21 protein-coding genes and 1 tRNA gene are annotated in these 18,752 nt (G+C 66.5%); 14 read left to right on the forward strand and 8 right to left on the reverse strand.

Annotated features, from left to right (window positions below; all coding sequences use genetic code 11):
* Positions 1-22: 22 nt before the first annotated feature.
* A tRNA-His gene (locus LGM42_RS05465) sits at positions 23-98 on the forward strand.
* 803 nt (positions 99-901) lie between these two features.
* Entirely contained in the window at positions 902-1,417 is a 516-nt protein-coding gene (locus LGM42_RS05470; protein WP_226232034.1) for a GNAT family N-acetyltransferase, read from the forward strand.
* A gap of 79 nt (positions 1,418-1,496) precedes the next feature.
* Here LGM42_RS05470 and LGM42_RS05475 read toward each other — a convergent pair whose 3' ends face one another.
* Entirely contained in the window at positions 1,497-1,961 is a 465-nt protein-coding gene (locus LGM42_RS05475) for a plasmid fertility inhibition factor family protein (protein ID WP_226231741.1), read from the reverse strand.
* 298 nt (positions 1,962-2,259) lie between these two features.
* On the opposite strand from LGM42_RS05475, the gene LGM42_RS05480 reads away from it, so the two are divergent.
* Positions 2,260-2,679, forward strand: a complete 420-nt coding sequence (locus tag LGM42_RS05480) for a hypothetical protein (RefSeq protein ID WP_226231742.1) — start codon at positions 2,260-2,262, stop codon at positions 2,677-2,679.
* Between the two features lie 686 nt (positions 2,680-3,365).
* Here LGM42_RS05480 and LGM42_RS05485 read toward each other — a convergent pair.
* Positions 3,366-4,109 carry a DUF695 domain-containing protein gene (locus LGM42_RS05485; RefSeq protein ID WP_226231743.1) on the reverse strand — a complete coding sequence of 248 codons (744 nt, stop codon included), beginning with the start codon at positions 4,107-4,109 and terminating at the stop codon, positions 3,366-3,368.
* Between the two features lie 183 nt (positions 4,110-4,292).
* On the opposite strand from LGM42_RS05485, the gene LGM42_RS05490 reads away from it, so the two are divergent.
* From LGM42_RS05490 to LGM42_RS05505, 4 genes are all read left to right on the forward strand, one after another.
* A complete protein-coding gene (locus LGM42_RS05490; RefSeq protein WP_059584348.1) occupies positions 4,293-4,601 on the forward strand; it encodes a hypothetical protein in 309 nt (102 codons plus the stop codon).
* Between the two features lie 40 nt (positions 4,602-4,641).
* A complete protein-coding gene (locus tag LGM42_RS05495; RefSeq protein ID WP_060318376.1) occupies positions 4,642-4,890 on the forward strand; it encodes a hypothetical protein in 249 nt (82 codons plus the stop codon).
* A gap of 103 nt (positions 4,891-4,993) precedes the next feature.
* Positions 4,994-5,536, forward strand: coding sequence for an aspartyl-tRNA synthetase (locus LGM42_RS05500; RefSeq protein ID WP_226231744.1), 543 nt, complete (start codon positions 4,994-4,996; stop codon positions 5,534-5,536).
* Between the two features lie 163 nt (positions 5,537-5,699).
* Entirely contained in the window at positions 5,700-6,173 is a 474-nt protein-coding gene (locus LGM42_RS05505) for a VOC family protein (protein ID WP_104012165.1), read from the forward strand.
* Between the two features lie 81 nt (positions 6,174-6,254).
* On the opposite strand, the gene LGM42_RS05510 is transcribed toward LGM42_RS05505, so the two are convergent.
* Positions 6,255-7,226, reverse strand: a complete 972-nt coding sequence (locus LGM42_RS05510; RefSeq protein ID WP_060318383.1) for a sensor domain-containing diguanylate cyclase — start codon at positions 7,224-7,226, stop codon at positions 6,255-6,257.
* A gap of 259 nt (positions 7,227-7,485) precedes the next feature.
* Between LGM42_RS05510 and LGM42_RS05515 the strand changes: the two genes are divergently transcribed.
* Entirely contained in the window at positions 7,486-7,713 is a 228-nt protein-coding gene (locus LGM42_RS05515) for a hypothetical protein (protein ID WP_060318386.1), read from the forward strand.
* Positions 7,714-7,863: 150 nt separating this feature from the next.
* Here LGM42_RS05515 and LGM42_RS05520 read toward each other — a convergent pair whose 3' ends face one another.
* Both LGM42_RS05520 and LGM42_RS05525 read right to left on the reverse strand, forming a co-directional pair.
* Positions 7,864-8,487: a phospholipase D family protein gene (locus LGM42_RS05520; RefSeq protein WP_059638683.1), complete on the reverse strand. Its 624-nt coding sequence runs from the start codon at positions 8,485-8,487 to the stop codon at positions 7,864-7,866.
* A 332-nt stretch (positions 8,488-8,819) separates the two neighbouring features.
* On the reverse strand, positions 8,820-9,308 hold the full coding sequence (locus LGM42_RS05525) for a winged helix-turn-helix transcriptional regulator (protein WP_226223228.1): 489 nt from the start codon (positions 9,306-9,308) through the stop codon (positions 8,820-8,822).
* Between the two features lie 187 nt (positions 9,309-9,495).
* On the opposite strand from LGM42_RS05525, the gene LGM42_RS05530 reads away from it, so the two are divergent.
* A complete protein-coding gene (locus LGM42_RS05530) occupies positions 9,496-9,933 on the forward strand; it encodes a PaaI family thioesterase (RefSeq protein WP_006484216.1) in 438 nt (145 codons plus the stop codon).
* 154 nt (positions 9,934-10,087) lie between these two features.
* Complete coding sequence (locus LGM42_RS05535) at positions 10,088-11,140, forward strand: NADP(H)-dependent aldo-keto reductase (RefSeq protein WP_059584161.1); 1,053 nt, start codon at positions 10,088-10,090, stop codon at positions 11,138-11,140.
* An 82-nt stretch (positions 11,141-11,222) separates the two neighbouring features.
* Here LGM42_RS05535 and LGM42_RS05540 read toward each other — a convergent pair whose 3' ends face one another.
* Both LGM42_RS05540 and LGM42_RS05545 read right to left on the reverse strand, forming a co-directional pair.
* The gene (locus tag LGM42_RS05540) at positions 11,223-12,509 is read right to left on the reverse strand and encodes an MFS transporter (RefSeq protein ID WP_060318392.1); all 1,287 of its coding nucleotides are present in this window, start codon (positions 12,507-12,509) and stop codon (positions 11,223-11,225) included.
* 35 nt (positions 12,510-12,544) lie between these two features.
* The gene (locus LGM42_RS05545) at positions 12,545-13,966 is read right to left on the reverse strand and encodes a M20 family metallopeptidase (protein WP_226223230.1); all 1,422 of its coding nucleotides are present in this window, start codon (positions 13,964-13,966) and stop codon (positions 12,545-12,547) included.
* Positions 13,967-14,128: 162 nt separating this feature from the next.
* Between LGM42_RS05545 and LGM42_RS05550 the strand changes: the two genes are divergently transcribed.
* The 4 genes from LGM42_RS05550 to LGM42_RS05565 all read left to right on the forward strand — a co-directional run bounded on the left by LGM42_RS05550 (position 14,129) and on the right by LGM42_RS05565 (position 17,855).
* Positions 14,129-15,082 (forward strand): LysR substrate-binding domain-containing protein, encoded by a 954-nt coding sequence (locus LGM42_RS05550; RefSeq protein ID WP_226231745.1) that lies wholly within the window; start codon positions 14,129-14,131, stop codon positions 15,080-15,082.
* 64 nt (positions 15,083-15,146) lie between these two features.
* Positions 15,147-16,277, forward strand: coding sequence for a tRNA 2-selenouridine(34) synthase MnmH (mnmH, locus tag LGM42_RS05555; RefSeq protein WP_226231746.1), 1,131 nt, complete (start codon positions 15,147-15,149; stop codon positions 16,275-16,277).
* Positions 16,274-17,332, forward strand: coding sequence for a permease (locus tag LGM42_RS05560; protein ID WP_060318405.1), 1,059 nt, complete (start codon positions 16,274-16,276; stop codon positions 17,330-17,332). The genes mnmH and LGM42_RS05560 overlap by 4 nt, the downstream gene beginning before the upstream one ends.
* Before the next feature lie 100 nt (positions 17,333-17,432).
* Complete coding sequence (locus tag LGM42_RS05565; RefSeq protein WP_060318409.1) at positions 17,433-17,855, forward strand: hypothetical protein; 423 nt, start codon at positions 17,433-17,435, stop codon at positions 17,853-17,855.
* Between the two features lie 58 nt (positions 17,856-17,913).
* On the opposite strand, the gene LGM42_RS05570 is transcribed toward LGM42_RS05565, so the two are convergent.
* Entirely contained in the window at positions 17,914-18,747 is an 834-nt protein-coding gene (locus LGM42_RS05570) for an ABC transporter permease (RefSeq protein WP_059638670.1), read from the reverse strand.
* Positions 18,748-18,752: the final 5 nt, after the last annotated feature.

Here is an 18,752-nt window from a genome sequence, read left to right on the forward strand (position 1 = left end):
AACGAAGCAAGCAGTATCAGTGGTGGCTGTAGCTCAGTTGGTAGAGTCCAGGATTGTGATTCCTGTTGTCGTGGGTTCGAGTCCCATCAGCCACCCCAACAAATTCGAGCAAAAAGCCCGGTTCATTGAGCCGGGCTTTTTGCTTTTCGGCGTTCGGATAGAGCCGCGGCGTGTCTTGCTCGCGGCGTCTTTAACGAAGCGGCATCCCGTATTCAACGAAGCGACCGCGATACCATGTCGGCGCTCGCGCGCTTCAAAAGTGTGGTTGCGTAAATCGAGTCACCCCGACGATATGGCTTCGATGTCGAATATGAAATCGCGGACGAGGCGGACAGGTGTTGAAATCGGGCGCGCGATCGTGCGTGGTATCGACCGATAGCACCGCTTGTCTCGCATTTCCGACGGGGATGACGGAGATGGCCACGAGGCCTCGGGCCTGCTTCGTATCGCGCTTCCGTGTCGTTGCGCTGACAACGTTCGTAGCCGTTTACCCGCGACGTTTTCTTTCCCGCCTAAGGTTCCCGCGCGCCGTGCCGTTATCTTCTCTGGACAGCCCTCGTGCCTCGAATGCTGATCCGTTTTCTTGCCTGCTCGCGCCAAACGCGAGCAGGCTTTTTTCGTTTACGGCTGCGCATAACCGGCTGATTGGCGGAATCGAACAGGGGCTTGGCGCAAACCGACAAAGTGCAACAGTCTTGCATGCGTGTAATGTAGGACCTTCCTCGTGCCCTCATGCTTTGCAGGGCCGTTCGATCCCGATGACCGATGAAGGTGTCGGGATTTTTTTTGCCCGCACGCCGACGTCCCGACACCGCGCTGCATGAAATGCATCCCGCAAAGCACGGTATATTTTGCGATGACGCATGCCGATCACGAAAACCAGCACAAGGAGTTGCCGCCGATGCCGGGCACCCGGACCACACTGCGCGCCGCGACGGCGCACGACGCGAGCCAGATTGCTCGCCTGCACACGCTGAGCTGGCAAACCGCCTATAGCCATATCCTTCCGGCCGCCTATCTGACCGACGAGGTGCCGACGGAGCACGCGGTTCGGTGGCGCAAGTATTTCGATCGCGACGAGAGCGAGTGGGGCTTCGTGCTGATCGCCGAGTCGCACGGCGAGCCGGTCGGCTTCGTCAGCGCCGAGCGCCCCGTCGATCCGGCGCTTGGCGTGCTGCTCGACTGCCTGCACGTTCATCCTTCGCATCACGGCGGCGGCACGGGCAAGCGCATGATCGAAGCCGTTCGCGCGTGGGCCAGGTCGATCGGCATGGGCAAGGTCCATCTGCAGGTGCTGGAGGGCAACGTGCGCGCGATCGGGTTCTACGAACACAACGGCTGGCGATTGGCCGGCGTCGAAACGTGTCGCCTCGGCGAAACGGAAGTCATTGACCGGATTTACGCGATCGAGGCTTGAACGCTTGCGGCTTCGGCGCGGGCGGCGGCACCCGGCCGCCATGGCATCGCGCGAGGGGAAAGCCGAACGGACATTGCGATCATTCGCCGCAATACCGCACAAGCAAATCGGCTTCGGTCTCGTGGATTTCGACGGGCAAGGTGGTCGCACCGGCATAGGCCAGATAGCGTGCGCGATGCTGGCCGTTACGGAACGACGCGACGCCGATTTTCGACAGGCCGGGAATACCGAGTAGCGTTCGCGTTCTCGTCTCGCGAAACGTGATGAACGGCATGTCCGGGATCCTGCTGCGGTTCGGATCGAGGAATTCGCGGATGCCGGCGGCTTTGCCAGGGGCCCAGTACTGAACCGACGGCAGTACGTAGTCGGTGGTGTCGCGGTCGGCGCAGGCCAGCAATTTCTTCAGGTCGACCGTCACGACCCGATGCCGCGAGTCGTCGGACGAGAATACTCGCTTGAGGTGCGTGTAGGCATAGGGGGCGTGTTCGGGAAGCTGGACGATCCAGACATCTACGCCGCTTTGTTTTGCTTGAGCGAGCGTCATTATTTCCTCTGGTGGCGCGCGGTCGTTGTGATCCGAGTTTAGCAGCGCGACGACGGCCGCGGAGCAGGTCGACAACGGAAATGGCGAGGCGGGGCAACTTCCGGTGCCATCGGAAGGGCAAAAGGAATGAGAGCGGTCATATGGCTGCGGTCGATATCGACAGGTTGCGAGAATATCGTGATGCTGCCGGTGAAAATGAAGCGCTGCGCTAAATTCACGCAAGATTCACACTGTGCCGCGAAGCCCGTCGGGTGCCGGGCGTCATAAAAATAGAGAGGGCGGATTGAGCGGAGAAGCCATGTCGTCGAAACTCGAGATCGAATATCTCGATTACTGTTTCACAGCAACGCTCGACATCACGGCGTCGGGCCGTACCGCCGTTGTCGACAGGCAACTCGAATCCGCGGTGCGAAGCAGGACGCTCGCATGGATCGTGTTCGATCGCTTTCTGGAGCGCAATGATTTCGCCGATGCGGAAGACGCGCGCGCCAATATCGTCGACTGGCTGGAGCGACTTGCCGATCCGAAGCCCGTCGCATCGACCGCGATTGCGAAGGCGAACGCGGTGGCGACCGGCGCGGTGGCGGCAGATTCGTCGACGGCCGAAATCGTTGGCGATGTCGCTATCGAGATCGTCGGCGATGCCGCTGTCGAGATCGTCAGCAATCTCGACTGGGGCGATATGGTTGCCGACTGGTTTTCCAGCGGCTCGTTGTAGTGACGAACTCGTGTTTTCGTGACGCAGATCATTGCGCACGTGAAATTCGTCGCGAAAAAAATGAAGCGAAAATCACCTCGCGCCAAAAAATAGAATAATCCTGCTTTGACAATACCCGTGACTTACCGGAAACTGCGCGCGGTGCTGAAAATTGAATTGAATTAAGACGGGATAAACCGCTGGATGGGCAGGCGACCGCTGTCGGCCGGCTCTACGTCAGCGAAGTCCGCAAGCAATGCGTCGCGCTTGAACCATGACGGTATTCGTCGGCACGCGAGCATGCCGGTTATCGTCACATTGTCACCAAAGGGTGAGTTGCCGCACAGACCGTCGCGTGACCCGCGATCACAATTTGACCGGTTGACCGTTCTTCCCCGGCCCGGTCAACCGTTTCCCCGCTCGCTCGCGCAGGAGCGGGGGCTTTTTGCCCCCCCGACGCCGGAAGGCTGCGTCGGCGGAACCGGACAGGCGTCCGGCGGGCTGCGCGACGGCATTCGTTCGCGTCCCCACATCCGTTCGCCTGATCCGTACGAATCGCTTTCCTCGTGCCTGAGCGAACCCTCAGGCCCATCGCCGGTTTTTGCCGGCGATGCCTTGATCCCGGCGGCGGGCAACATCGCTGCCGGGATGTTTTTTGCGTCGGATGGCGTGACGTCACATCGCGCGCCACGGGCATGGCGCTTCGCTCACCCCGCCTGTTCGACGCTGGTTTCCCATCCGTCGTAGTTTCCGCCGAGCGCGCGTACCTCGCGATTGAGCGCGATCGTATGGCGCGTGATGTCGGCGAGCGCCATCGTGCCTTCGTGCGAAAACCGCACGGCCGACTTGCCGTCTTCGGTCGGCGCGACCGATTCGACCGGATAGCCTTTCGCTTCGGCCCAGTCCGCGAACTGGTGCGCGTCGCTCGGGTCGGGGAAGTACGCCCAGTGCATCACGCGCCGGCTCACGTCGGGGACGTCGCCTTGCTGCCGCAGCGCATCCAGCGTGCGCATGTCGCGCATGATCTGCCAGTCGTCGTCGGTCGGGTAGAGCGTCTGCCAGTAAGTGGCCTTGTCCGGGTCGTCCTGATGCGCGTACTGAAGTGCATAGGTCGTCTGGTCGGCCAGCGAATCGACGATCTCCGCGGCTGCCTCCTCGTCGAACGGCACGTAGAAAAGAAAATCCCGGTTGCCGTCGACGGTGATGCGGCCGACCTGCACGCCGCCTTTCGCGCTGATCGCGGCGTCGAGCAGATCCTCGATCTTCGCGAGATCGGCGAATTCGTCGCCGGTCGGCAGGCCTTCGGGCGACGGGCGCGCGAACGGGACGCGCACGCTCAGCAGCGACGTGCGCGGATCGCCTTCGGCGATTTCCGCAAAGCCATGGTTGAAGCTGATGAAAGCCTGATGGTCGCCCATTCTGGCAGGGAAGGTTCCCCAGGCGTCGCTCATGTGTTTCTCCCGTACACGATTGTCTGTTGACGGTTGCAAAGCGTCCCAATGTATCATCGAAAATCGCGTTGGCCGGGCAAGCGCGCATGATCGCCGGCACGTGCGGGCCATGGTCGCGAGATCCGGCTGTCAGCCGCTTGCCGCGTGCAGGCGGCAGGCCGCAAAAATTCAAAGGAGATGCCGATGTCTACGTTTGCGGTGAATGGTGTGCGGATCGATCCGCTCAGCGCGCGCGTGACGCACGTGCGCTGGGCGGCCGTGAACCCGGCCGATCGCTCGTGGGCGGAGACGCCGCGCGAAGCCCCGGTGGCCGACGTGGCGCGCGCGCTCGCGTCCGGTAACGATGTCCGCGCGATCTTCTCGGCATCGGATACCACCGCGATCGGGCCCAGGCTGAAACGCGTGCTGTATCGCGATGCGTCGGAAGGCATCGAGCTCGACATCGATGCAACGAGCGAGTCGCGCACGTTGCGCGATCTGCCGCAGATCTGACTGCGGGCCGTTACCCCAAACGAATCGAGCGAGCGCGTCCATGACCCTGTCCAGATTTTCCATCGTCCCGTCGGCATTCGCGCTGTGTCTGGCGCTTGCCGCCTGCCAGACCGCGTCCGGGCCGGCGCCCGTGCAACCGTCGCCGGAGACCGCGTCGACGACCGATCCTGCCTCGTCGTCGGCGGCCGCGCCGGATCGCGGCATGGGCCTCGCGCCTCGGTTGGCGGAGCAGACTCACCGGGCCACCGGTCAATGCACGACCAACGGTACCGTCAACGTATGCAATTGACCGATGTCGGCGCCGCGGCGCGTGATCCGCGCCATCGGTATCGGAATCCTCACATGCCGGCCGCGTCGATGGGCCGGCGGCCGTCGGCACGAGCGGGCGTGCAATGACCGACGAGCGGAAACCAACGGATTCCGGCCGGCACGTCGATCCCGACGCGGAAACGGTCATCGGCGCGTTGCCGGTCACGCTGGCAGTCGACAGCCGAAGCCTGAAAAGCAGGGCGATCGTGTGTGCGGGGCTGGGCGCGGCGAGCCTGTGCGGTTACGTGGCCGCGCCGGCGCTCTGGCCGGTGGCGGCGCTGGCCGCGTTGCTTGGGCTGGCTAGTGCGGCGTTGTTCGTGTCGTCGCGGCGCAAACTCGCGCTGCAGATCGACGAGACGGGCTTCCGGCTGATCGGCGCCGCGCGCGAAAAACCCGTCACGCCGTGGCGGGACGTCACCGAATTCCGGATCGTCAGCGTCGCCGGGAATCATTACATCGGCTACCAGTTCTCCGCGCATTCGTCGCGCACGAAGGTGCCGGGTGGCGTGATGCTGCCGATCGCCCGGTTTGCCGATTTTCCGCTCGGCGCGGTGGCCGGGTTGCTTGAAGCGTGCCGTCGTCAGTTCGGCCTGCCGGACGAGCAGGCCGAGCGAACGGGCCGATGACGCCTGAAGCCGCGTTGTCCCGCGCCCCTGTCACTCGAGCAAACAAAAAAATCCCGGGCGCCATGTCGATTTTCGCCGGAGTCGTCCGTCGTAGCATCGGAGGCGTGCGCAACGCGCGTCCGTCCCGATTTTCGATACGACAACCGACTGAAGGAGCGACACCATGCCCACGTCCGTCAAGCCGATCCCGGAAGGGATGCGCACGCTGACCCCGCACCTGATCTGTGCGGGTGCGACCGCAGCCATCGATTTCTACAAGCGCGCGTTCGACGCGACCGAACGATTCCGCCTCGCGATGCCCGACGGCCGGCTCGCGCATGCGTGTCTTGCGATCGGGGATTCGACGCTGATGCTGGTGGATGAGATGCCCGAGCACGGTGCGCTGGGGCCGAAGGCGCTGAAAGGCACGCCCGTCTGCCTGCATCTGTACGTGCCGGACACCGATGCGGCGATCCAGAAGGCGGTGGCAGCCGGCGCGACGGTCACGATTCCGGCTGCGGACATGTTCTGGGGCGATCGTTACGGGCAGGTCGAGGATCCGTTCGGGCATCGCTGGTCGCTGGCGACGCATCAGCGCGATCTGACACCCGAGCAGATCGCGGATGCCATGGCCAGCGCGCCGCCTTGCGGCAGTTGAACCGGCCCGCGTCGAACGACCGTGGGCGAGCGCGCTGCGCGGCGGCACGATCTCGCCGCGGCCCGCGTGGCGCGTTCGCGGTCATGCGCCGGCCGTCTTGCCGCGCTGCTTGTGTTCGTACATCCGGCGATCGGCCGATGCCAGCAGGTCGGCGACGGTGCGATGGTGTGCGGGATCGTAGGCAACGTGCCCGACGCTGAACCGGATCGCGTAGCCGCGTGCGTCGGCGGCGTTGCGCTGCGCGAGCGCCTGCGTGACGCGTTCGACGGGCTCGGCGACGTCGGCCGGATCGGTGGCGCTCAACAGCACGACGAACTCGTCGCCGCCGAGCCGTGCGATGACGTCGCTGTCGCGCAGCGCGCCCGTCAACGTTTCGGCGAACGCCTTGAGCGCGCGGTCGCCTTCGGCATGGCCGAAGCGGTCGTTGATCGCCTTGAAATCGTTCAGGTCGAAGAACAGCAGCACGGCGTGACGGCCGACGCGATCGCACAGCCTCAGCACGTGGCGGGCGAGAAGCTCGAAGCCGCGCCGGTTCGTCAGTTGCGTGAGTTCGTCGGTGGTCGCGAAATGCAGCGCGGCGATCTCGCGCTCGGTCATGTGGGCGAGATCGCCCAGCAGCGCGAGTTCGTCGGGTTCGAGCGAGCGGGGCCGCGTGTCGATCAGGCACAACGTGCCGATGGGGGCGCCGTCCGGTGCGGCGAGCGGCCGGCCGGCGTAGAAGCGGATGCCGGGCGCGCCGGTGACGAGCGGATTGTCGTGGAATCGGTCGTCGTTCAGTGCGTCCTGGATCACCATCGTATCGGGCGCGAGCAGTGCGTGTGCGCAGAACGACACGTCGCGCGACGTCTGTGCGGCGTCGAGGCCCGGATGACTTTTGAACCACTGGCGATCCTCGTCGACGAGGCTGACGAGGGCGATCGGGACGTCGAACAGCCGCCGCGCGAGGCGCGTCAGGCGATCGAAACGCTCTTCGGGCGGCGTATCGAGGATCGAAAGCGAATGAAGCGTATCGAGCCGGGCCGCCTCGTCGGCCGATTTCGGTGCGATTTGCATGGGCGTTGCCTCTTGTCCCGGCCGTCGGGCCGGTGATGGGTCGTACGCGGAACAGTATCGCGCATTCGTCGATGCATCGCCACGCTGCATGTTCCGCCACGGCGGTGACCGGGTTCATGAGATTCGGTGTCGATGCCGTGAAAGGCGCGTGTCACCGGCCCGGGTTTCGTCCCGATGCGGAATCGGACAGGCGATAACCTCAAGGCGCGCGTCGCCGCGCCGTAAACAGGACAAGTCCAATCGTTCATCCCATCGCACCATGGTTCGAATCCTGTACGCGGGCTATCTCGCGTTCGCGCTGTATTTCCTTTACCCGCTGGTTCAGAACACACTGACGTTCAGTACCGGTTGCGTGCGCAGCGCGCTGCCGATGGGCGCCCACGGCTTGTCGGCGAATTCGGCAAGCGGTGCGGACGGGCACGCGAATCGCTGTGCGTCGAGCGCGCATGCCGGCGTCGCGACCGGCCGGGCGCCAGAGATCCATTGAGCATGGCGGCATCGCGCGTGACGGGCATTTCGCGCGGCGGTGCACTGGCCATTCGGCCGAATTGAACATCACGCCGCGCTGGTCGATCATTTGCACCATGGTGGCGGGAAGGCGAGCGGTCGAGCGTCGGGCGAAACCGCGTGCGGCGCGTCAGTAGCTGGAGCGGTACGGCGTGCCCTGATCGAAGCGGCTTTGCCAGTGCGTGAGGTAGCGCGACGCGAGTTGCGGATTGTTCCAAACCACGACGACGTTCTCGGAATTGCGGCTGGCGGCCGACGCACTGTAGTTGAACGAGCCTGTTTCGACGTGCTCGGCGTCGATCACGAGGTACTTGTCGTGATGGATCGCATAGGTGTCGATCGTGCGTGTCGGGATGCCCGCGTTGATGAGCAGGTTCAGTGCCTGCTTGCTGCTCTTTGCGCGGTTGCCCTTGTCGTCGACGACCACCGCGACATTGACGCCGCGGCGCTTGGCGGCAAGCAGTGCACGCGTGACGGGCGGCGACGTGAACGAGTAGGCGGCGACCCGGATCGAACTGCGCGCCGCGCCGATCGCTTTCAGCACGAGCGCCTCGGCGCCGCCGTCGGGCGAGAAGGCCGATTCGACGACCTGCGTCGCGGGGGCTTCATGAGTCGGCGCCGGCAACCATCGCGACACGAGATCGATCGCCTGCTGAAGCAGCGATTCGCTTTGCGTCTTGCCGAAGGCGGCGAAGGGTGTGGCGAGCAGGGAAGCGGCGAGACAGGCGGCAGCGAGGCGATTGCGCGACAACATGTTGGACAGCGAATGATTTCGAGACAGCGGGCCGTGAGTGTAACGCACGCGTGGCGGCCCGGTCACGTACGGATGCGAAGCGACGGGCCACGCGATGATCGGTAGGGGTGGAGAAGGGTGACGCAAAGTTGCGTTGTGCGGTCCGTGTGCGATCGGCAATCAACGGACAGGAGTAGGCCCGACGATTGTGTGCGTTTTGCGTGTACCGTTGCAGAGCACGCGCGTGCGAGCAATGCGCGCGCCCGGTCGGGCGGGCGCCCAATCAATGCGGCCCGCGGCTCAGGCGTACGTCTGGCGGGCATGCCGCTCGGGCATCCGCACGCATCGCATCGTCAATCCGCCGCTGCACGCGCCCCGGCGTCGTCGGACGCGATCCAGCCGGGCCCGGGCTCGGGCTGCACGTCGCGAGCGTCGAGCGGTTCGCCGCAGGCCGAGCATACGGTGACCGCGTGCATCAACTGCCCGCAGGCCCGGTGGCGCAATTGCACCGGCGGCCCGTGGCCATCGTCCTTCCAGCGATCGCCCCACGCCATCAGCGCGAGCAGGGCCGGGTAGAGGTCGAGGCCCTTTTCCGTCAGCCGGTATTCGAAGCGCGGCGGGCGTTCCTGATACGCGCGCTTGACGAGCACGCCTTCGTCGACGAGCCGCGCGAGCCGTTCGGCCAGCACGTGGCGCGTCAAGCCGAGCTGGGCCTGGAACGCATCGAAGCGGCGGCAGCCGAGGAAGGCGTTGCGCAGGATCAGCATGGTCCAGCGGTCGCCCAGCACGGCGAGCGTGCGCGCGACCGAACAGTTCAGCGTGCCGATGTCATCCCATTTCATCGTCGAGTCTCTTGCCTCTTGCGGCGGTCTTGCGGCGGTTCAGCGAAATAGCGGGTTCGATTATAGAACCCGCCTTCGGTCGCAACGGGCGCCGCCGCGTTGACAACGGCCGGCGTCGTTGACAATAATGAGTTCCAATTTAGAACTTACTCGCGCGGCGACGCGCTTTCAACCCGGAGACAACCCGATGAATCCGCTTTCCTTGTCTGGCCTCGATCTGCTGCGTGCCGCCGTGTCGGGCGACGCGCCCCTCGCGTCGATTTCCGAGACGATCCCGATGCGTCCGCTCGACGTCGAGCTCGGTTACGTGAAGTTCTCGGCGCGAGCGGACGGCCGGCACCTGAATCCGCTGGGCGGCGTGCACGGCGGATTCGCCGCGACGGTGCTCGATTCGGTTACCGGCTGCGCGGTGCATTCGATGCTCGACGCGGGCGTCGGTTACGGCACCGTCGATCTGCACGTGAAGATGCTGCGGCCCGTACCGCGCGACGTCGACCTGATCGCGGAAGGGCGGGTGATTCACCTGTCGCGGTCGCTGGGCGTCGCGGAGGGCACGCTGAAGACGCCGGACGACAAGATCGTCGCGCATGCGTCGGCGACCTGCTTCATCCAGCGGCCGCAGTAACGGGGGCGGCCTCACGCTTGACGGAGCGGGCGAAGGAGCGCAGGAGCGTGCCGGGTGGCACCGCAGGCCGCTTGTAAGCATGTGCCGCGCCGGTCTGAAGCAGTCGCGCCAATGTGATAGCGTTCCTGCTTTCCACCGACGCGACAGGAACAGCATGGAATACCGCACACTCGGCGATTCGGGTATCGAGGTCAGCCTGATCGGTCTCGGCACGATGACGTGGGGCGAGCAGAATTCGGAGCGCGACGCGCACGAGCAGATCGACTACGCGCTCGGGCAGGGCGTGACGCTGATCGACGCCGCGGAGATGTATCCGGTGCCGCCGAAGCCCGACACCCAAGGCCGCACCGAACAATACATCGGCACCTGGATCGCGCGGCATCGCGCGCAGCGCGATCGCATCGTGCTCGCGACGAAGATCGCGGGGCCGGCGCGGCAGCCGCACAATCCACGCCATATTCGCGGCGAGGGTAACCAGTTCGACCGCAAGAACCTGACCGAAGCGCTCGACGGCAGCCTCAAGCGCCTGCAGACCGACTACGTCGATCTCTACCAGTTGCATTGGCCCGATCGCAGCACGACCACGTTCGGCCGGCCCGCGTATCCGTGGGTCGACGACGCGTACACGGTGCCGATCGAGGAAACGCTCGGCGTGCTCGCGGAATTCGTGAAGGCCGGCAAGGTGCGCGCGATCGGCGTGTCGAACGAAACGCCGTGGGGTGTCGCGCAGTTCCTGCGCGCGGCCGAAAGGCTCGGGCTGCCGCGCATCGCCAGCATCCAGAATCCGTACAGCCTGCTGAACCGCACGTTCGAGAACGGGCTGTCGGAGTTTACGCATCGCGACGGCGTCGGTCTGCTCGCGTATTCGCCGCTCGCGTTCGGCTGGCTGTCCGGCAAGTACGAGAACGGCGCGCGTCCGGCTGGCGCACGCATCACGCTGTTCGAGCGTTTCCAGCGCTACAGCAAGCCGCAGGCCGTCGAGGCGACGTCGCGCTATGTCGCGCTCGCGCGGCGTCACGGGCTGTCGCCCGCGCAACTGGCGCTCGCGTTCGTCAACAGCCGCCCGTTCGTGCGCAGCAACCTGGTCGGCGCGACGTCGCTCGAGCAGTTGAAGGAGAACATCGGCAGCATCGACGTGACGCTGTCCGACGAGATTCTCGCCGAGATCGACGCGTTGCACGAACGGCAGCCGAATCCGGCGCCGTAAGCGGCGCGCGGCCCGCGCGGCAGCGATGTCGCGACGGGCTGCGATCGGTTGCAACGACGGCGCCGCGCCGTCGTTGCTCGCGTCAGCGCATCTTCAGCCGCGTGCGTGCGACGAACAGCGCGGCGAGGCTCAGCAGCGCACATCCGATCAGATAGAGCGCCGGCGACAGCCGGTTGCCGGTCGCGCTGATCAGCCAGGTGATGACGAACGGTGCGAAGCCGCCGAACAGCGTGACGCCGGTGTTGTAGCTGACGGCGAGCCCGGTGGCGCGCGTCTGCGACGGGAACAGTTCGGCCATCAGTGCCGGCAGCGCGCCGCAGTACATCGCCTTCAGCGCGCCGATCCAGACCAGTGCGGCGAGCATCGTCGCGAACGACGCGTGGCGCGTGAGCCATGCGAACGTCGGCCATACGGTCAGGAGCATCAGCACGGCCGCGACCGCCATCATGCGGATCCGCCCGGTGCGGTCGGACAGATGGCCGACGACCGGCGTGACGAGCGTGAGCACGAAGCCGGTCGCGAGCGTCGCCGCGAAGCCGGTCGATGCCGGTAGCCCGAGCTGCTTGATCGCATAGGTCGGCATGTACAGGATCATGTAGTTGATCGCGGTCGAGATCACGAGCACGCCGATCGACAGCAGCAGCCGCACCTTCTGGCCCGCGAACAGCTCGCGCACCGGCGCCTCGGAGCGTGCCTGCGTCTTGAATTCGACGCCTTCGTCGACGTAGCGGCGGATGTACAGCCCGACCGGGCCGATCGCCAGCCCGAACAGGAACGGCACGCGCCAGCCCCAGCTTTCGAGTTGCGCGGAGGTCAGCGTGGCCGTCAGCAGCGCGCCGAAGCCCGATGCAAGCAACGTCGCGAGGCCCTGGCTCGCGAACTGCCAGCTCGACATGAAGCCGCGCCGCTGCGGCGCGTGCTCGACGAGGAATGCGGTCGAACTCGCGAATTCGCCGCCGGCGGAAAAGCCCTGCATCAGCCGCGACAGCATGATCCCGAGCGGCGCGAGAATGCCGATCGATGCGTAGGTCGGCATCAGCGCGATCAGCAGCGTGCCGGCCATCATCATCGCGATCGACAGCAGCAGCGACGCCTTGCGGCCCGCGCGATCCGCGTACGCACCGAGCACGAAGCCGCCGATCGGCCGGATCAGGTAGGACAGCCCGAACGTGCCGAGCGTCAGCATCAGCGACGTCGCTTCGCTCGTGGCGGGGAAGAACAGCTTGGCGATCGTCACCGCGAAGAAGCCGTAGACGATCAGGTCGAACCATTCGAGCGCGTTGCCGATCGACGCCGCGAAGATGATGCGCCGGATTTGCGCGGCGCTGGGGCGCGCGGCGTCCTGTGAGGTCAGGGTGGTCGTATTCATCGTGTGTGCAGGTCCCGTGAAAGGGGCGAAGCGCGTTACAGGGCGGCGCCGGCCGCGGCGGATGCCGCGCGGCGAACGGGCGGCGCGTTCTCGCCGAGATCCCAGAAGAGGCCGGCCATCATCTGCAGCCCCTCGCTGACGACGCTCGCGAGCAGGTGCTCGTCGGGCGCGTGCTGCGAGCACGCCGGGTACGAGTGCGGCACCCACAGCGTCGGCAGCCCGAGCGTGTCGGCAAACACCTCGTTCGGCAGCGTGCCGCCGAGATTCGGCAGAATCGCGGGCTTCTTGCCGGTGGTGCGCGCGAGCGACGCGACGGCCCAGCGGACCCACGGATCGTCCGGCGGCACGCGCGTTGCCGGTGCGCCGCGTTCGACGTCGATCTCGATGTCGGCGAAGCCGTGCGCATCGAGATGCGCGCGCAGGTGTGCTTGCAGCGCTTCCCAGTCGGTGCCGACGACGAAGCGCAACTGGCAGTGCGCGTACGCGGCGGGCGGGATCGCGTTGACGGGATGCTCCGGATTGCCGGCCTTGAACGCGAGGATCTCGAACGTGTTCCAGCCGAACACGCGCTCGGCCGCGGACAGGCCGGGCTCGCCCCAGTCGGCGTCGAGCGCCGGGTCGCCGGGGCCGCCGCCGACGGAAAGATCGGCGAGCGCGTCGCGCACCGCGGCCGGGATCGGCGGCGGGCGCAACCCCTCGACGCGAATCGCGCCGCGCGCGTCGACGAGGCTCGCGAGCGCATGCGCGAGCACGATCGCCGGGTTGCGCAGCAGTCCGCCCCAGTTGCCCGAGTGATGCGCGCCGTCGCGGGCGCGCAGGCTCAGCTTGAAGTTGACCGAGCCGCGCGAGCCGAGAAATACCGTCGGGCGCGCGGCGGCGATGCGCGGGCCGTCGGACGCAATCAGCACGTCGGCCGCGAGCGCGTCGCGCTCCCGGCGGCACAGCGCGTCGAGGCCCGGCGAGCCGGTTTCCTCGCCCATCTCGATCAGCAGCTTCGCATTGAAGCCGAGCCGGCCGCCGCGTGCTTCGAGCACGCTCGCCAGCGCGGCCAGGTTGATCGTGTGCTGGCCCTTGTTGTCGGCGCTGCCGCGGCCGTACCAGCGGTCGCCGTCGGCCGTCAGCGTCCACGGCGACAGCGGCGCGCGCCACTGCGCGTCATAGCCGCGCACGACGTCGCCGTGACCGTAGATCAGCACGGTCGGCAGCGCGTCGTCTTCGTGGCGCGACGCGAGCAGGAACGGCCCGCCGCCAGCGACGGGGTTGTCGACGATCCGCGACGTGAAGCCGAGGCGTGCAGCCTCGGGCGCGATTTCGTCGGTCAGATAGGCGCGCAGCGCGGCTTCGCTGCCGCTTTCCTGGCTTTCGGTGCGCAGGCCGACGCGGCGGCTCAGGGTCGTGAAGAACGCACCGGATTCGAACTGGTTCAGCGCGTGCTGGATGGCGGCGGTACGGCTCAAGTCGGGTCTCCTCGGTCGGGTTCGCCGTGCGCGGGCGCGCAGGCAGCGTGAAGTGCGATCGATTCTAGAAAGCCGGTTTTTTTGTCACAATGATCGAATTTCGAACCTTTCTTTGCCGAAAAGGCAAAGCAGCGCGGCCGGATGCGGCGCGGAGACAGAACGATGGCGGCTTTCCTGCATGGCCTGGCATTGCGATATTTCGTCGAGGTAGCGCGTACCGGGTCGATCAGCGACGCGTCCGCGCGGCTGCACGTGGCCGTATCGGCAATCAGCCGCCAGATCGCGAAGCTGGAGAGCGAGCTCGGCGCGCCGCTGTTCGAGCGGCGGCCGCGCGGGATGGCGTTGTCGGAGGCGGGAGAGCGGTTGCTGGCGTTCGCGCAGCGCAGCCTGCTGGAGGCCGAGCACGTGATGAAGGACATCGGCGGGCTCGACGCGCTGCACGGCAGCCTGCTGAAGATCGCGTGCTCGGAAGGGTTCGCGATCGATTTCCTGCCCGGCGTGCTCGCGAGCTTCAAGGCGCGCCACCCGGGCGTCGATTTCATCGTGTGGGTCGTGTCGCCGGCGGACGCAACCCGGCGCGTGCGCCACGGCGATGCGGACATCGCATTGACCTTCAGCCTCGCGCCGGAGAAGGGCGTGCGCGTCGACCACACCGAGCGCGCGCCGGTCTTTGCGCTGGTCCGGCACGATCATCCGCTCGCGGCGCGCGACGCGGTGTCGCTTGCCGATGTCGCCCGGTACGCGCACGTGCTGCCCGAGGCCGGCACGACGGTGCGGCAGCTGATCGACATCGCGTGCGCGCTCGACGGGCTGCTGCTCGAGCCGGAGCTGACGAGCAACAATACCGCGGCGATGTACGGCTACGCGCGGCGCACGGGCGCGGTGATGTTCACGGGACTGTTGTCGGTGCGCGACCGAGCCGAGGCGGACGGTTTCGTCGTCGTGCCCGTGACCAATCCGCAACTGCGCGAACGCAGCATCCAGGTGCAGACGATGGCGGGGCGCGATCTGCCCGCGTCGGTGCGCGCGTTCCGCGACCATCTGATCGACGCGATGCAGGCCGCTTCGTCGCCGCCGATCGCCGCGCGAGGCCCGGGACGCCGGCCCGTGAGATAATCGTCAATCCGCCTTCCGCGCCCATGCGGCTTCTCGAGCCGCATCGCCCCTGTTCGACGCCAAATTGAAGAACCTGATTGTCACCCTCGATCGCGCCGGCGAGTTCGACGAGATCATCGACGTGCGCACGCCGCTCGAGTTCGCCGAGGACCATATCCCCGGCGCGCTGAACGCGCCCGTGCTCGGCAACGAAGAGCGCGTGCTCGTCGGCACGATGTACCGGCAGGTGTCGCCGTACGAGGCGACGCGCGTCGGCGCGGCAATGGTGGCGCGCAACATCGCGCGCCATCTCGACACGACGTTCGCGGACCGTCCGCGCAACTGGCGGCCGCTGATCTACTGCTGGCGCGGCGGCAAGCGTTCGGGCTCGATGACGACCTGGTTCAACCTGATCGGCTGGAAGGCGCGCCAGCTCGACGGCGGCTACAAGGCGTACCGCCGGTCGGTGTTCGCGACGCTCGATTCGCTGCCTACGCGCTTTCGCTACATCGCGCTCGTCGGCCATACGGGCTGCGGCAAGACGCGCCTGCTGAACGCGCTGCGCGACGTGGGCGCGCAGACGCTCGACCTGGAAGCGCTCGCGTGTCATCGCGGCTCGCTGCTCGGCGCGCTGCCGGGCAAGCCGCAGCCGGCGCAGAAGGGCTTCGATTCGGGGCTCGTCGAGGCGCTCGGACGCTTCGACCCCCAATGGCCGGTGTTCGTCGAGTCGGAAAGCCGCAGGATCGGGCTCGTGCAGTTGCCGATCGCGCTGATCGAGGCGTTTCACGCGGGGCCGTGGGTTCAGGTCGAAGCCGCCCACGACGAGCGGATCGCGTTCCTTCTCGACGATTACGCCCATCTGTTCGACGCGCCGGACGCGTTCAAGGCGCAGCTTCATCGGCTGATCGGCCTGCACAGCCGCGAAGAGGTGACGCGCTGGAAGGGGCTGATCGATGCCGGCGCGCGAGCCGAATTGTTCACCGAACTGATCGACAGGCATTACGATCCCGCCTATGCGCGCACTTACCGCGCGACGTACAACAAGCCGAACCGGGCGCTGACGTTCACGTTCCGGCCCAACGCGGCCGACGTTCACGATCAGGCGCGCACGCTGCTGGCCGAACTCGCGCAAGCCGGGCTGCCCGCATCGGCCGCATTTGCGGCCGGCACGACATCCGGAATCGATAAAAACCACTCGACGACCATCACACGATGACGACCACACGCACCCAACCCAACCCGGCCCTCGGCTGGATGACCTTCCTGCTGATCGCGGTCGCGGGACTGTTCTACGTAAAATGGTTTCCGTACTACAACAAGGCGTTCGTTGCCGCCGAGCACCATTCGATCGGCCAGTCGATCCTGATGGGCACGTCGGCGGCCGCGCCCGAGCCGTCGCTGAAGGCAGCGCTCGACTACGCGTGGGCATACGGCAAGGCGATCTGGCAGGCGATGGTACTGGGCCTGCTGCTCGGCTCGGCCGTGCAGGCGCTGCTGCCCGCGCACTGGGTGGCGCGCGTGCTCGGTCGCACGGGTTTCGGCAGTGTCGCCGCGGGCGGGCTGCTGTCGCTGCCCGGGATGATGTGCACGTGCTGCGCGGCGCCGGTCGTCGCGGGCCTGCGTGCGCGTCATGCGTCGCCGGGCGGCGCGGTCGCGTTCTGGCTCGGCAACACGGTGCTGAACCCGGCGGCGCTGGTGTTCATGGGCTTCGTGCTCGGCTGGCACTGGAGCGCGCTGCGCCTCGTGCTCGGCATCGCGATGGTGTTCGGGATCGGCTATCTGCTGAATCGCATCGCACGTCCCGAAGACCGCAGCATCGACGATGCGCAGCTTGCCGCGCTGGCGGCCGAACAGGCCGCGGCCGGCAATCCGTTCGTCCGCTGGATGAAGCTGCTCGCACGCATGGCCGTGCGGCTCGTGCCCGAATACATCGTGCTCGTGCTGCTGCTCGGCGCCGCGCGCGCCTGGCTGTTTCCGCATATCGGCCCGGACATCGGCAATCAGCTCGGCTGGATCGTCGCATTCGCGGTCGCGGGCATGTTGTTCGTGATTCCGACCGCGGGCGAGGTGCCGATCATCCAGGCGATGCTGTCGCTCGGCATGGGCGTCGGTCCGGCCGCCGCGCTGCTGATGACGCTGCCGCCGATCAGCGTGCCGTCGCTCGCGATGCTCGCGCGTTCGTTCAAGCCGTACATGCTGGCGATCGTCGCGACGCTCGTCGTCGTATTCGGGATCGTGAGCGGCTTGCTCGCGATCGCGTTCGGGTTCTGACGCGCGCAACGGCGCGCCCGTCGCGCGCCATCGTCGTATTCACCCGGCGCCGCCGCTTCATGCGTGCGGCGCCCTTTACAAGAAGCAAACAGGAAAACGCATGACCCAACCGAAGATTCATCCTCGACTCGAAAAGGCGCTGACGCGCGGCGATCTCGCGATTCGTCAGGCCAATTCCGCGCGGGCGACGGCCGTACTGCAGGCACTCGGCACGATGATCATCGAGGCCTCCGCAACGATCGGTGTCGAGGCCAGCATCGACATTCCGCAGGGCGATCGCATTTACGATCCCGTCAACGGCCTGTGGCCGCAGAAGATGCTGGTGTCGTTCGACGGCCCGGTGGACGAAGCCGACAAGGAAGAGCTGCGCACGGTGTATCTGGTGGCCGACGATCCGGGCACGCAGTTCCGCGTGGAATGGCATCGCGCGGACGGCAAGCTCGGCCGCCACGAAGGCGGCCCGCTCGCGACCGTCGCGTTCCTGACCGACGTCGAAATTCCGTGGAGCGACGACGACGAGTAACGTCGTCGCATTTGGCCGGCGGCCGGCGGCCGGTGCCTGGTGCCCGACGCGCCGGCCGTCAGCGCATCATCCGCCGCCGGAACAGCCACGCGGACAGCAGGAATCCGCCGACCGCGTAGCCGGCGAGCACCGCGACGTGCAGCGCGATGTCGGTCGCCGGCCGGCCGAGCATCGCGGGCCGGATCAACTCGACCGCATTCGCGAGCGGCAGCGCCTGCGCCGCATGCTGCGCGATCGGCGGCAACTGCGTGATCGGGAAGAACACGCCCGACAGCAGCAGCATCGGCGTCAGCACGAGCGTCTGATAGAACATGAAGAAATCGTAGGATGGCGCGAGCGCCGTGACGATCATCGCGATGCTGGCGAACGCGAGGCCGGCCAGCGCGATCACCGGCAGCACCGCGAGCATCGACGGAAAGCGTGCATAGCCGAGCACGCCCGCGACGAGCATGATCGCGCCCCCCGACAGCATCGCCTTGCTGGCCGCCCAGACGATTTCGCCGAGCACGATGTCACCGAGCGCGAGCGGCGTATGCATGATCGCTTCCCACGTGCGCTGCACGTGCATCCGCGAGAAACCCGAATACATCGACTCGAAGCTCGCGGACATCATCACGCTCGAGCCGACCGTGCCGGCCGCGAGGAATGCGATATACGACACGCCGTCGACATGGCCGAGCATCAGGCCGAGCCCGAAACCCAGCCCGAACAGATAGATCATCGGATCGGCAAGATTGCCGAACATCGACGCGAGCGCGAGCTTGCGCCACACGAGGTAGTTGCGTCGCCAGACGGCGACCCAGTTGCCTGCATTGGCCGGCATCGCGATCGCGAAGCGTGATTCGCGCGGCGGGGCCGACGGCGTGGTGGCGGAATAGTTGCGGACGTCCATGGTCG

The sequence above is a fragment of the Burkholderia sp. AU39826 genome (genome assembly GCF_020419965.1).
Classification (GTDB): domain Bacteria; phylum Pseudomonadota; class Gammaproteobacteria; order Burkholderiales; family Burkholderiaceae; genus Burkholderia; species Burkholderia semiarida.